Origin of the sequence: Micromonospora sp. M71_S20, assembly GCF_003664255.1 — a bacterium.
Taxonomy (GTDB): domain Bacteria; phylum Actinomycetota; class Actinomycetes; order Mycobacteriales; family Micromonosporaceae; genus Micromonospora.
The window spans coordinates 166,300-178,854 of record NZ_RCCV01000005.1 but is presented as its reverse complement, the minus strand read 5'-3'; the positions used below and the strand labels follow the sequence as shown (position 1 = coordinate 178,854).

Annotated in this window: 13 protein-coding genes; 9 read left to right on the top strand and 4 right to left on the bottom strand. The window is 75.2% G+C overall.

Translation table 11 applies throughout. The annotated features are described in order from the left end of the window. Window positions 1–202: 202 nt before the first annotated feature. Window positions 203–523, top strand: coding sequence for a WhiB family transcriptional regulator (locus tag DER29_RS33415; RefSeq protein ID WP_089003040.1), 321 nt, complete (start codon window positions 203–205; stop codon window positions 521–523). 6 nt (window positions 524–529) lie between these two features. Here DER29_RS33415 and DER29_RS33410 read toward each other — a convergent pair whose 3' ends face one another. From DER29_RS33410 to DER29_RS33400, 3 genes are read right to left on the bottom strand one after another with little or no spacing between them, the layout of a single operon-like run. Continuing rightward, complete coding sequence (locus tag DER29_RS33410; protein WP_199729672.1) at window positions 530–1,681, bottom strand: ArsA-related P-loop ATPase; 1,152 nt, start codon at window positions 1,679–1,681, stop codon at window positions 530–532. Window positions 1,682–1,735: 54 nt separating this feature from the next. After that, window positions 1,736–2,713 (bottom strand): ArsA-related P-loop ATPase, encoded by a 978-nt coding sequence (locus DER29_RS33405; RefSeq protein WP_121401659.1) that lies wholly within the window; start codon window positions 2,711–2,713, stop codon window positions 1,736–1,738. Window positions 2,714–2,739: 26 nt separating this feature from the next. Continuing rightward, window positions 2,740–3,423 carry a hypothetical protein gene (locus DER29_RS33400; RefSeq protein WP_121401657.1) on the bottom strand — a complete coding sequence of 228 codons (684 nt, stop codon included), beginning with the start codon at window positions 3,421–3,423 and terminating at the stop codon, window positions 2,740–2,742. A gap of 309 nt (window positions 3,424–3,732) precedes the next feature. Between DER29_RS33400 and DER29_RS33395 the strand changes: the two genes are divergently transcribed. From DER29_RS33395 to DER29_RS33365, 7 genes are all read left to right on the top strand, one after another. Further along, window positions 3,733–4,212 (top strand): hypothetical protein, encoded by a 480-nt coding sequence (locus tag DER29_RS33395; protein WP_121401656.1) that lies wholly within the window; start codon window positions 3,733–3,735, stop codon window positions 4,210–4,212. Window positions 4,213–4,258: 46 nt separating this feature from the next. Beyond that, complete coding sequence (locus tag DER29_RS33390; protein WP_018222171.1) at window positions 4,259–4,414, top strand: DUF4177 domain-containing protein; 156 nt, start codon at window positions 4,259–4,261, stop codon at window positions 4,412–4,414. 76 nt (window positions 4,415–4,490) lie between these two features. Then, window positions 4,491–4,952 carry a RidA family protein gene (locus tag DER29_RS33385; protein WP_121401655.1) on the top strand — a complete coding sequence of 154 codons (462 nt, stop codon included), beginning with the start codon at window positions 4,491–4,493 and terminating at the stop codon, window positions 4,950–4,952. A 120-nt stretch (window positions 4,953–5,072) separates the two neighbouring features. Continuing rightward, on the top strand, window positions 5,073–5,900 hold the full coding sequence (locus tag DER29_RS33380) for an MBL fold metallo-hydrolase (RefSeq protein ID WP_121401654.1): 828 nt from the start codon (window positions 5,073–5,075) through the stop codon (window positions 5,898–5,900). Further along, the gene (locus DER29_RS33375) at window positions 5,897–9,481 is read left to right on the top strand and encodes an adenylate/guanylate cyclase domain-containing protein (RefSeq protein WP_121401653.1); all 3,585 of its coding nucleotides are present in this window, start codon (window positions 5,897–5,899) and stop codon (window positions 9,479–9,481) included. Before DER29_RS33380 ends, DER29_RS33375 begins: the two co-directional genes overlap by 4 nt. A 127-nt stretch (window positions 9,482–9,608) precedes the next feature. Continuing rightward, window positions 9,609–10,079: a hypothetical protein gene (locus tag DER29_RS33370; protein WP_121401652.1), complete on the top strand. Its 471-nt coding sequence runs from the start codon at window positions 9,609–9,611 to the stop codon at window positions 10,077–10,079. Window positions 10,080–10,109: 30 nt separating this feature from the next. Further along, window positions 10,110–11,627, top strand: coding sequence for a serine/threonine-protein kinase (locus DER29_RS33365; RefSeq protein ID WP_121401650.1), 1,518 nt, complete (start codon window positions 10,110–10,112; stop codon window positions 11,625–11,627). Here DER29_RS33365 and DER29_RS33360 read toward each other — a convergent pair. Then, entirely contained in the window at window positions 11,604–11,951 is a 348-nt protein-coding gene (locus DER29_RS33360) for a hypothetical protein (RefSeq protein ID WP_121401649.1), read from the bottom strand. The genes DER29_RS33365 and DER29_RS33360 overlap by 24 nt on opposite strands. 100 nt (window positions 11,952–12,051) lie before the next feature. Here DER29_RS33360 and DER29_RS33355 point away from each other — a divergent pair, with 100 nt between their 5' ends. Next, on the top strand, window positions 12,052–12,519 hold the full coding sequence (locus DER29_RS33355) for a hypothetical protein (RefSeq protein ID WP_148710169.1): 468 nt from the start codon (window positions 12,052–12,054) through the stop codon (window positions 12,517–12,519). The last annotated feature ends 36 nt before the right edge of the window (window positions 12,520–12,555 follow it).

The window sequence follows — 12,555 nt, the reverse complement described above, 5'->3', positions numbered from 1 at the left end:
AGCCCGGGAAGCCGGGAGTGTCCGGAATGATGGATTTCGCCGACAACGTTGCGTAATCAGTCGACTACAGAGCATGATGGGGGCGGCGACAGCGCCACATGTCGTCCGTGCCGCCTTGGGGAAGGCGGGCAGGGCGATCGGGGGGAATTGCCGGCTGGTCCGCGACGGGGTCGGTAGGTACTGCAAGGGGGGACGTGTACAGATGGGCATGATCACTGACTGGCCGTCGCTGGCGGCGTGTCAGAACGGGGACCCGGACGCGTTGTTCGTACAGGGCGCCGAACAGAACGTGGCGAAGCGGATCTGCCGGAGCTGCCCAGTTCGGTACGAGTGCCTGGCCGACGCGCTGGACAACCGGATCGAGTTCGGTGTGTGGGGCGGCATGACCGAACGCGAACGCCGCGCGCTGTTGCGCCGTCACCCCCAGGTGGCGAGCTGGCGCAAGATGTTCGAGGCCGCGATGAAGAAGAACGCCAAGGACAAGGCCGGCAAGGACAAGATCCTCGTCACCACCGCCGGCTGAGCACCGTCACGGCCGGCTGATCGCCGCGCCGATCGTCCGCAGCCCGTCGACGTCGTGCACGTCGGCGGGCTGCGCCGTCACCGACACCGCCGGCACCGCCGGGAACGCCTCGGTGAACCGGGCCGCCACCTGCCGCTCGCGTACCGCCTGCCGGGCCAGCGCGGCGTGGGCCCGCAGCACGTCGACGGTGCCCTCGTGCCCGCCGAGGCCGGCCAGCCGCTCCGCGGCGGCCAGGCTCTCCGCCGCGTCGAGCCCGGGCGCCGCCGGGCGGTGCACCCGGTTGAGCACCAGGCCCGCCAGCGGCATCTTCTCCTCGCGCAGCCGGCCCGCGAAGTAGGCGGCCTCCCGGACCGCGTCCGGCTCCGGCGCCGCGACCAGCAGGAACGCCGTCTCCCGCGCCTGGAGGATGCGGTACGTCTGCTCGGCGCGCTGCCGGAAGCCGCCGAACATCGAATCCAGCGCGGCGACGAAGCCGGAGAGGTCGGTCAGCAACTGGGCCCCGAGCACCTTCTGCACGACCTTGGAGAACATCCCGAACGAGGCCGTGACCAGGCTGAACATGCTCCGCCCGCCGGTACGCGCCGGGGCCAGCAGCAGCCGCAGCATCCGCCCGTCGAGGAAGCGGGACAGGCGGGCCGGTGCGTCCAGGAAGTCCAGCGCCGAGCGGGACGGCGGGGTGTCCACCACGATCAGGTCCCACTCGCCCCGGGCGTGCAGCTGGCCCAGCTTCTCCATCGCCATGTATTCCTGCGTGCCGGCGAAGGTCGAGCTCATGGCCTGGTAGAACGGGTTGGCGAAGATTTCCGCCGCCTTCGCCGGATCGGTGTGCTGGAGCACCACGTCGTCGAAGGTGCGCTTCATGTCGAGCATCATGGCGTGCAGCTCGCCGCCGCTGACCTCGACGTCGATCCCCTTGACCTGGCGGGGGGTGTTGTCCAGCTCGGTCAGCCCGAGCGACTGGGCCAGCCGGCGGGCCGGGTCGATGGTGAGCACCACCGTGCGCCGGCCGTGCCGCTCCGCGGCGCGCAGCGCGAGCGCGGCGGCCGTGGTGGTCTTTCCCACCCCGCCCGCCCCGCAGCACACCACGATCCGGACGCCCGGATCGGCGAGGATCTGGTCGACGTCCAGCTGCGGCGCCGCGTCTTCGGAAGGCACCAATCGAGCGTATCGGGCCGGGTCGGTCCGTGCGCCCGGGCCGGTCGCAGGTGTGAGTCAATCCGCCCGGACGAGGGTCGCGGCGAGCCGGTCCAGGCCGGCCCGGTCCACCCCGTCGGGCAGCAGCGGCAGCTCGGTCATCGGCAGTCCCAGCTCCACCAGGTCGGCGCGGAGCGAATCCTCCAGCTCCCGGCGGACGGCCTGGTCACGCGCCTCGGCGGCGAGCCCAGCGACGGTGTCCCGGTCGGTCGGCAGCCCGGCGGCGCGCAGCCCCCGCTCCAGCTCGTCGGCGGCCACCACCCGGCCCGCGGGCAGCGGGGGCCGGGCGCCGTTGACGATCACCCGCCCCACCGGGAAGCCGAGCTGGGTCAGCTCGGCGATCGCGTCCACCGTCTCCTGGACCGGCATCTCCTCCAGCAGGGTGACGACGTGCACGGCGGTGATCGGGGAGCGCAGCAGCGCGGCGACCCCCTCGCTCTGGGTCTTGATCGGGCCCACCTTGGCGAGCCGGGCGGTCTCCGCGGTGACGTTGAGGAACCGGCCGATCCGCCCGGTGGGCGGCGCGTCCAGCACCACCGCGTCGTACGCGCGCCGCTGGCCGGCGGTGCGGGTGGTCGCCTCCTTCACCTTGCCGGTGAGCAGGACGTCCCGTAGGCCCGGGGCGATGGTGGTGGCAAAGTCGATCGCCCCGAGCTTGCGCAGCGCCCGGCCGGCCGCGCCGAGCTTGTAGAACATGTCGAGGTACTCCAGCAGGGCCTCCTCGGCGTCCACCGCCAGGGCCCGCACCTCCCCGCCGCCCGGCGCGTCGGTCAGGTGCCGCTCCTCGTACGGCAGCGGATCGGTGCCGAAGAGTTGGGCGATGCCCTGCCGCCCCTCGACCTCGACCAGCAGCGTGCGCCGGCCGCCGGCGGCCAGCGCCAGGGCCAGCGCCGCCGCGACGCTGGTCTTGCCGGTGCCGCCCTTGCCGGTCACGACGTGGAGGCGGGCCGGCCACTCCGGGCCGGCCGGGTCGGCCGGCGACTCTGCTGCTCGCACCCGTCGAGCCTATCCAGGCCCTGGGCTCAGGCGACCTCGCAGACCCACCAACCCGTCTTCTTCACCACGGTGAACCGCAGGTCCTGGTCGGCCACCTTCTCGTCGGCGGTGGTCATGGTGACCTTGGTGGTGACGGTGGCGCGGTCGCCGGTCTGGTTGTCCACCTTCGGGGCGCTCCACCGGAACCGGGGGCTCTGGTGGGCCGAGACGTGCTTCTCGACCTCGGCGACCTTGGCGGCGATCTTCTTCTCGTCGCGGGACGAGGAACAGACCAGGCCGGCCGCCCGGTCCGCGTCGCGCTCCTGGTAGACGGCCTTGAGGAACTCGTCCACCGCGACCGTCGGCTCCTTGGCCCCCTCGCCGTTCTCGGCGTCGCGCAGCGTCAGGAAGGCGACGACGCCACCTCCGGCGCAGAGCAGCAGGATCACGGCCAGGGCGATGGAGGCGATGAGCACGCCGCGCTTCTTCCTGGGCGCGGCGGGCGGCTGGTAGGGCGGGTACCCGGCCGGGGGCGGCGGGATCGACGGGTCCTGGGCGGCGGCGGGGCCGGTGGGCGGGGCGGCCGGCCCGGGTGGGACGGCCGCGCCGGGCGGGGCCGCCGGGCCCGGTGGGACTGCCGGGCCGGGCGCGGGGCTCGGGCCGGGTGCGGCCGGGGAGCCCGGCTGGTCGGCCGGCGGTCCGACGGGGCCACCGCTGGGTGGTTGGGTCATCTCATCCCCCGGGTTGCGGCGTCGTCGCCTGACCGGACGACGAGCGTGATCGAGCTGGCGGCGAGCCGGCGAGCGCCCGTCCGACCGGAAGGGTAGCGGTCGGTTCCCCGCTCCGGGGGGCGGCGGGTGCCGTCAGGTTCCTTACCGATGGTGTGTCGCATATGTGACTTTGTGTGATCGCATGTGCGCGTCCGGTTGGCGCGGCTGTCGCCACGGACCTACGTTCTCAGCGGCGCGGGGGGCGGGCCGGGCGGAGGGCCCGGAACCGCAAGCGATGACCTGAACAGGTACGACGTCCGGAGGCAAGGCATGCGCGACGTGGAAAACACTCCTCGGGCCCAGTTCCCGGCGGGCGACCGGGCGCGGCGGCCCGGCTCCCCTGGGGAGGCCGAGGGCGGCGTCGGCCTGCCCATCAACGAACGGTCGTACCGGCGGCTCGCCGAGCCCGTCGAGGTGGTGCGCGTGCCCGCCCGGCCGGGCCCGGGGTCCCGGGACGAGGAGGAGCCCGGCTTCGTCATCCACCTGCCGATCCGGGTCGCCAATCTGCGGGCGGCCACCGCGCTGGCCGGGACGGTCGCCACCTCGCTGAGCTTCCTCAGCGAACTGGACGCCGGCGAGACCACCGTCTCCAGCACCGACGACCAGAACAACCGGCACCGGGTCTTCTGCGACCTGCTGCTGCCCGACCGCTCCCGCTGCCCCCAGCCGTACGAGCACGGCGGCCCCTGCGGGGAGGTGCCGGCGCCCCCGGAGCAACGTCCCGCGCCCCGCCCGTCGGCCGGACCGTAGGCTGTGCGTCGAGAAGTCGAACTCCAGCCAAGGGAGCCCTCCACCTATGCAGAAGTGGGAATACTCCACGGTCCCGCTGCTGGTCCACGCGACCAAGCAGATCCTCGACAACTGGGGTGAGGACGGGTGGGAACTCGTCTCCGTGGTTCCCGGTCCCAACCCGGAGCAGCTCGTCGCCTACCTGAAGCGGCCGAAGGCATGAGCGAGCGGAGCGAGCGAATCACTCTGCTCGGCGCGTCGGTGTCTCGTGACGCCGCCGAGTGCAGCGAGGTGGCGGCATGAGCAACGGTCCGCACGCGAAGCTCGCCGAGCTCGGGCACGCGTTGCCCGAGGTGGTCCCGCCGTTGGCCAGCTACGTGCCGGCCGTCCAGTCCGGGCAGCACGTCTACGTCTCCGGGCAGCTGCCGATGGTCGAGGGGAAGCTGCTCGCCACCGGCAAGGTCGGCGCCGGCGTCTCCGCCGAGCAGGCCAAGGACCTGGCCCAGCAGTGCGCGCTCAACGCGCTGGCCGCGATCGACTCGCTGGTCGGCCTGGAGAACGTCGTCAAGGTCGTCAAGCTGACCGGCTTCGTCGCCGCCGCCTCCGGCTTCACCGCCGTCCCGGGCGTGATCAACGGCGCGTCCGACCTGTTCGGCGCGGTCTTCGGTGAGGCCGGTCGACACGCGCGCAGCGCCGTCGGGGTGGCCGAGCTGCCGCTGGACGCCCCCGTCGAGGTCGATGTCATCGTCGAGGTCGCCTGACCTGCGCCGCCTCCCCGCGATCCTGCGCCTGGTGCCCGGTGAAGCCGTGAAAAGGGACGTATCGGAAGCCGGAACTGCAAGATCGCGGGGAGCGGCCGGCGGGGCCGTACGATCGCAGCCATGACCGGGCACTTCACCGCGCCGGCGGCGGCGCTCGCCGACGAGCTGCCGGGTTGGGTGACGCTGCTGCGCGCCCCGAACCCGGGGCCGATGACGCTCGACGGCACCAACACCTGGGTGCTGCGCGCCCCCGGCCAGGAGCACGCCGTCGTGGTCGATCCCGGCCCCGCCGACGAGGGGCACCTGGCGGCGATCGCCGCGCGGGGGCCGATCGGCCTGGTGCTGATCACCCACGGCCACCCCGACCACACCGACGGCTCGCGCCGCCTGCACGAACTGCTCGGCGGGGTGCCCGTACGCGCCGCCGACCCGGCGCACACCATCGCGGGGGAGCCGCTGGCCACGCCCGGGGAGGAGCTGGGCGGCCACGGCCTGGGCGTCCGGCTCGTGCCGACCCCCGGGCACACCGGCGACTCGGTCTGCTTCCTGGTCGGGCACGGCGACGAGCGGGTGGTCCTCACCGGCGACACGATCCTGGGCCGGGGGACCACCGTGGTCGCCCACCCGGACGGGCACCTCGGGGACTACCTGGCCAGCCTGGAGCTGCTCTCGACGTACCGGGGGATCCCGGCGCTGCCGGGGCACGGCCCGGCGCTGGCCGACTGCGGCGTCGCCGCGGACTTCTACCTGGCCCACCGCCGGGCCCGGCTCGACCAGGTCAGGGCGGCGGTCGCCGGGGGCGCCACCACTCCCGCGGAGGTCGTCGCGACGGTCTACGCCGACGTCGACCGGTCGCTGTGGTGGGCCGCCGAGTGGTCCGTCCGGGCCCAGCTGGAGTACCTGGGCCGGGAATCCGGCGGAGGTGCCGCGGGGTTGGAGCAAGCGTGACCTGCCCGGTGTGCGGAACCGTCGCCGTGCCCGGCGCGCGGTTCTGCCACAACTGCGGCGCCGCGCTGCCGGCCGCCGCGACGCTGCCCGCGGCCGAACGCCGCGTGGTGACGGTGCTCTTCGGCGACCTGTCCGACTTCACCTCCTGGTCGGAGGACCTCGACCCGGAACGCGTCGGCGCGGTCACCGACCGGGTTCTCGCCGCGCTGGCCGGCGCGGTGAAGACGTTCGGCGGTCACGTCGACAAGCTCACCGGCGACGGGATCATGGCGGTCTTCGGGGCGCCGGTCGCGCACGAGGACGACGCCGAGCGGGCCGTGCGGGCCGCGCTGTCGATGCAGCGGGCGGTCCGCCGGGTGCTCGACGACGAGCGGGGCGGCGGCGCGCCGCTCGGCCTGCGGGTCGGGCTGAACACCGGCGACGTGATCGCCGGCATCCAGGCCGCGATCGAATACACGGTCATCGGCGACACCGTCAACACCGCCGCCCGGCTGGCCGACGCCGCCGCCGTCGGCGCCGTCTACGCGGGGGCACGCACCTCCGCCGCCACCCGGCACGTGGCCTCCTGGCGGGCGCTGCGCCCGCTGCGGCTCAAGGGCAAGCGCGAGCCGGTCGAGGCGTACGAGCTGCTCGGTCTCCTGGACGCCCCGGGCACCCGGTCCGGCCTCGGCGACGAGGCCCCCTTCGTCGGCCGGGAGACCGAGATCGGTCGGGTCGCCGGTCGGCTCGCCGAGGTGATCGACCGCGCCGAGCCCCGGGTGCTGCTGATGACCGCCGAGGCCGGGATCGGCAAGTCCCGGTTCGCCGCCGAGGTGGAACGCCTCGCCGCAGGCTACGACGTGGGCCCGGGCCGGTACGCCGCGCACACCGGTGCCCGGGTGCTGTCGGTGCGCTGCGCCGCGTTCGGCGAGCGGCGAAGGCTCGCGCCCCTGGCCGACCTGGTCCGGGCGGCGGTCGGCCTGCCCAACGACGCCGCCACCGCGCTCACCCGCCCGGCCGTCGAGGAACGCCTGCGCCGCCTCGGCCAGCGACTCAGTCGCTCCGGCGAGTCGGCGCCGGTCGCCGTCGACCAGTTGCTGGCCCTGCTCGGGTACGCCGAGCTGCCCGGCGGCGGCCCGGCCGACCAGGGCGAGTGGGGCACCGCCCAGCCCGCCGACGCCGACGCCGTGCCGAACGCGGTCGCGGACCTGCTCACCGCGCTCGCCGGGGAGGCGCCCCTGGTGGTCGTCGTCGACGACCTGCACGACGCCACCGCCGAGACCATCGAGGCGCTCGGGGTCACCCTGTCCCGGCTCGCCGGCCCGGTGCTGGTGCTGCTGCTCGGCCGGCCCGAGCTGGTGCGTACCGCCGGGGCGCTGACCCGGGTCGCGGACGCCGAGGTGCACGCGCTGCCGCCGCTGCGCGGTGCCGACGCGGCCCGGCTGCTCACCACCTACCTCGGCGGCGGCAGGCTGCCGCAGGCCGACGCCGACCGGCTGCTCGCCACCGCCCAGGGCAACCCGTTCTACCTGGCCGAGCTGGTCACCCTGCTGATGGAGCGGGGCGCGCTGACCACCGTCGCCGAGCGGAACTCCCCGAATCCGGGCGGCTGGCGACTGGTGCCCGGCTCGCTCGGCAGCCGCCTGCTCTCCCGCGACCTGGCCGCGGTGCTCGCCGCGCGCATCGACGCGCTGCCGGCGGAGGCGCGCTCCGTGCTGCGGGACGCGGCCGTCGTCGGCGACACGGTGCCGGACGGTGCGCTGGAGGCGCTGCGCGAGCAGCGGGCCGGCCGCGACGGCCGACCGGCGGCGGTGGTCGCCGTCGAGCTGGAACGGGCGGTGGAGGAGCTGCTGCAACGCCGGATGCTGCACCGCACCCGCACCGGGTACGCCTTCGCGACCCCGTTGATGCGGGAGGCCGCGTACGCCGGGGTGAGCAAGGCCGAACTGGCCGAGCGGCACGCGGCGCTGGCCCGGTGGGCCGCGGCCGATCCGGCGGCGGGCGCGGGCGCGCCGGGCGGCTTCGCCGAGGCGGCCCGGGACGTCTTCGTGGCCCAGCACGTGGAACGGGCCGCCGCGCTGGCCGACGCGGTCGGGCTGCGACCGGACGCGCCGGCGCGGGCCGTCGTCGGTCTGGGCGTCACCGCGCTCGGCGGGGCCGCGCGCCGGTCGTTGCAGGCGGGCGAGCCCGCGATGGCGGTGGAGTACGCCGAACGCGCGGCCGAGCTGGCCCGCGACGGGGTGCCGGCGGCCGACCGGGTGGTGCACGCCCGGGCGCTGCTCCAGGTCGGGCGCCCCGCCGACGCGCTCGCCTTCGCCGAGAAGATCGCCGCCAACGCCGGTGACGAGTCCGCCGTCCGGACCGGCGCGCTGCTGCTCGCCGGGCAGGCCCACCAGACCATGGGCGACCAGGCGCGCGCGGTGGGCTGCTGGCAGGAGGCGTTGCAGGTGGCCACGGCCGGCGGGCTGCCGACGCTGCGCGCCTCGGCGATGCGCCGACTCGGCATGGCCGACTTCGTCGCCGGGCGGTTGGGGCAGGCCAGCAGCCGGCTCGCCGCGTCGTACCAGGTGAGCCTCCAGGCGCAGGACCGCCGGGGGCAGGCGTGGTCGTTGCAGAACCTGGCCTGGGTGACCACGACCCGGGGCGACTTCGCCGGCACCGATGCCGTGCTCGGCCGGGCCGCCCGGCTCTTCGCCGAGCTGAAGGACCCGTACGGGCGGGCCTGGCTGCGCGGCACCACCGCCTTCGCCCGGCTGCTCGCCGGCCGGCTGCGCGAGGCGTGCCGGATGGCGCAGGTCTTCCTGCCGTTCGGCGAGCGGGTCGGCGAGGCGTGGGCGGTGGGCACGCTGCGCGCGGTCGAGGCGTTCGCCACCGCCGAGCTGGGCGAGCTGGGCGAGGCGGACCGTGGGGCCCGGCGGGCGTACCGGGAGTTCGCCGCCGCCTCCGACGACTGGGGGCGCGGGTTCGCGCTGGTCGTCCGGGGCGTCGTGGCGCGCGGGCTGGGCGAGCCGGAGCATGCCGCCGACCTGCTCACCGACGCGCTGTCGTACGCGGAGCGGACGTCGCACCCGTTGCTCACCGGGATGGCCGGCACGCTGCGCGGCTTCGTGGCGCTGGATCTGGGTGACTGCGACACGGCCGAGCGGGACGCCCGGTCGGTGCTGACCGCCGTCGAGCCGCACAACCCGCAGGCGCCCGCCCAGGTGGGGCCCCGGGTGCTGCTGGCCACCGCCCGGCTGGCCGCCGGTGACTCCGCGACCGCCGTCGGGCTGCTCGCCCCGGTGGCCACCGCCGCCGCCACCGTGCCCTCGCTGCTCTTCTCCCGTCGCCAGACCATGGCCCGGTACGCTTCGGCGCTGCTCGCCCACGGCCAGTGCGAGCAGGCGCTGGACTGGGCCCGACGGGCCGTCGCCGCCCCGGCGGAGGACGTGCGCAGCCAGGTGGTCGCCGCGAGAGTGCTCGCCGAGGCGCTCGCGGCCTGCGGCCGGTCCGCCGAGGCGCTCGCCAGCGCCGAGGAGGCGGTCCGCCTGGCGTACGCGACCGAGCAGCGCAGCGAGCGCGCCGCCGCCGACGCGCTGCGGGCGCGCCTCGCCACCCCCTAGTGCCGCCGGGCCCCGGATCGGAAGGTCTGGCGGTTCTGGGGATGCGGTGTGTCGGGGGTGGCCGATAGCGTGTCAGGTCCGAGGGGCGGTCGGTCGTGCGACCGCGTCGGGTCTGGGGAGGGCCGTGATGAGGTTGCCGCGTTCGGCCGCCGGATGGACGATCGCGGTCTTCGGCGTGCTGGCCCTGCTCATGGGCGCGGTTGGGCTGGTCTGGCCGGAGGCGCTGCTGCGGCTGCTCGGCCTCGAGGTGCCGGCGACCCGCGCGGCCGGCGACCACACCGGCACCTTCCTGATCGCCTCCTCGATGGCCTCGTTCAACATGGGGGTCTACTACCTGCTCGCCACCGCCACCGAGTGGCGGTCGTTCTTCCGCTTCACGGTGGTGTTCCGGCTGGTCACGTTCACGGTGTTCAGCATCGCGGTGCTGGCCGACATCGCGCCCGGGCGGTTCTTCGGGGTGGCCGCCTGGGAGGGCCTCGGCGCGGTGGCGACCGCCGTCGGGCTCTGGTGGGACGACCGTCGCGCGGGTCCGGGGGCGGTGGGTGGCGGAGGCGATTCCGCCGCCGGTGCCGTTCCGGCCGCTGATGCGGTTCACTGAGCCGTCGGTCCGGTTGGGTATTTTCGAGCTGTGACCGCGACCCCGCCCGGCGCCCTGCCGATGCCCATTGTGCCCGGTCTGACTGATCTGCGCGTGTTTGCCAGGGGAGGCTACGCGACGATCTACAAGGCGACCCAGATATCGGTGGGGCGCGAGGTCGCGGTCAAGGTGGAGAATCGCACCCTCGACAGCGAGCACGACCAGGCCCGCTTCCTGCGCGAGGCGCGGGCCGCCGGGCGGATGTCGTCGCACCCGCACGTGGTCGACCTCTTCGACGTCGGGGTCACGGTCGACCAGCACCCCTACCTGATCATGGAACTGTGCGACGGTTCGTACGCCGAGCGGATGCGGACCTCGCCGCTCGGGCCGGCCGAGGCGCGCGACCTCGGGGTCAAGATCGCCGACGCGATCGCCCACTCGCACGCGGCCGGCGTGCTGCACCGCGACGTCAAGCCGGCGAACATCCTCTACTCGCACTTCAACTCGGCGGTGCTGGCCGACTTCGGGCTGGCGGTGGTGGCCGAGATGCGTGACGCCTCGGTCGCCCTGGAGGTGCTCACCCCGGCCTACGCGCCGCCGGAGATGTTCAACCACAGCCCGCCGTCGCCGGCCGTCGACGTCTACGCCCTCTGCGCCACCCTCTACGCGGTGATGCACGGCCGCCCGCCGCGCTGGCAGTCCGAGCGCAACCCCAGCCTGGTCACCGTGCTGGAGATGTTCCACCAGCCGGTTCCCGGTCTGCCCGGGGTCCCGGCCGAGATGATCGACGTGCTCCGGGTCGGGATGTCCAACGATCCCGGCGAGCGTCCCTCGGCCGTCGAGCTGCGCGACCTGCTGGTCGGCCTGCCGCTCGGTCCGGCCGGCTCCCCGGCGGGCGGCACGGGCGTGCCGGGCCCGGTCAGCGGGCCCGGGCCCGTCGGCCCGTACGGCGTCGACCACGTCTCCCGGCCCGCCCCGCGACCGCCGGTGGAGGATCTCCACCCCACGATGCCCACCGTCAGCCAGCGGCGCCGGCGGCGCTGGTTCCTCGGCGGCGCCGGGATGGTCGCCCTGGCCGCCTCGGCCGGCGCCGGTGCCTGGCTGGCCGGCGCGGTCTCCAACCCGGTCCCGTCGCCGACGGCCGGCGTGGCGGCGACGAGCGTGGCGGCGAGGAGCGCGGTGCTGCCCGCCTGCGCCCTGACGACCGGGCTGCCGGCCGGCGCGGGCTGCGCCGACGAGTTGGAGTGCTTCGGGCCGATGGAGGTGCGCGGCGCGCGGGCCCGGGCGCCCCGGGTGCCCTGCGACGGCCAGCACACCTGGGAGAGCTACGCCGAGGGCAGGCTCCCCGACACCCTGGTCGGCGCCGGCCACGACGAGGTCAGCGCGGACGCGGTGGTGCGCCGGGTCTGCAACGAGACCACCTTCCGGCTCACCAGCGGGATCAGCTACGCGGAGGGCTGGAACCTGGAGGTGCTGCCCCCGGCCGGGGCGGACGCCGACCGGACGTACCGCTGCCTGGCCGGGCGTGGGCTCGACGCGCTCGCCTCACCCACCCTCACGGGCCGCTGATCCGCTGCGTCCCCGGTGGCGCTCCCGCATGGCGCGGACGGCCTCCCGGTGGTCCAGCGACTCCAGCGTGTCGGCGTCGACGCCGTACAGGCCCCCGACCGGCTGCCCCGGACCGCCCGGCGTGACCGCCGGTTCCGTGCCGTCGTCCTGCCGGGCCGCCGCCACCGACACCGCCGCGATCATCGTCGACAGGACGCAGAGCAGCGCCAGGGTCACCCCGACGAGATCCTGACGGCCCCAGACGATCAGCGTGACCAGCAGCGAAGCCGCCGTCAGCGCCGCGACGGCCGCCTTCGCCCGCGCGTCGGGCCTCGGAATTCTCACCCGTCCAGGATGTCCGAGCGGGGCCCGCTGTCAACCGGGACGCCGGCACCGGATGCGATGATCTCCGCCGGAGACCGTCTGGCGTGGGAGAGGAGTGCCGGTGACCCGCGTCTTCCGGATCGTCGCCGCCGTGCTGGTGTCGGGTGCGCTGGCCGCGTGCGGGTCGGACGGGGCGCCGGAGCCGGCGACCGCGCCGCCCCCCGCGAGCGCCCCCGCGCCGGAGGTGCCGTCGTCCGTCACACCGTCGTCGGCGGCCCCCGCGTCGTCGGCCGCCGGTCGCGGCGGGTACGCCAACCCGGACGAGGCGATGGCCGGGCACCTGTCGGCCGCGCCGGGGGTCCGCTACCTCGGCCTCTGCAAGAACGCGAGACGCGATCCGACGGCGGTCTGCGCCCTCCGGATGGGATTCGTCGACCAGGACGAGGTCTACGGCCTCGGCGCCCCGCACAGCGACATCGTCGGCTTCCTGCTGCTGCGCAAGGGCCCCGACGGCTGGCGGGTGGTGGACGACTACGCGCCCGACGACGGGCAGGCCCCGCCGCCGGCCTGGATGGCCGGCGTGGCGTAGCCGGGCGCGGAAGGGCGAAAAGCGTCGACGGTGAAT

Bases quoted from the DNA above. Each gene is read 5' to 3' on its own strand.
- DER29_RS33370 (WP_121401652.1), top strand. From the start codon at position 9,609: ATGAGGTTGCCGCGTTCGGCCGCCGGATGGACGATCGCGGTCTTCGGC.
- DER29_RS33390 (WP_018222171.1), top strand. From the start codon at position 4,259: ATGCAGAAGTGGGAATACTCCACGGTCCCGCTGCTGGTCCACGCGACC.
- DER29_RS33385 (WP_121401655.1), top strand. From the start codon at position 4,491: ATGAGCAACGGTCCGCACGCGAAGCTCGCCGAGCTCGGGCACGCGTTG.
- DER29_RS33395 (WP_121401656.1), top strand. From the start codon at position 3,733: ATGCGCGACGTGGAAAACACTCCTCGGGCCCAGTTCCCGGCGGGCGAC.
- DER29_RS33400 (WP_121401657.1), bottom strand. From the start codon at position 3,423: ATGACCCAACCACCCAGCGGTGGCCCCGTCGGACCGCCGGCCGACCAG.
- DER29_RS33415 (WP_089003040.1), top strand. From the start codon at position 203: ATGGGCATGATCACTGACTGGCCGTCGCTGGCGGCGTGTCAGAACGGG.
- DER29_RS33380 (WP_121401654.1), top strand. From the start codon at position 5,073: ATGACCGGGCACTTCACCGCGCCGGCGGCGGCGCTCGCCGACGAGCTG.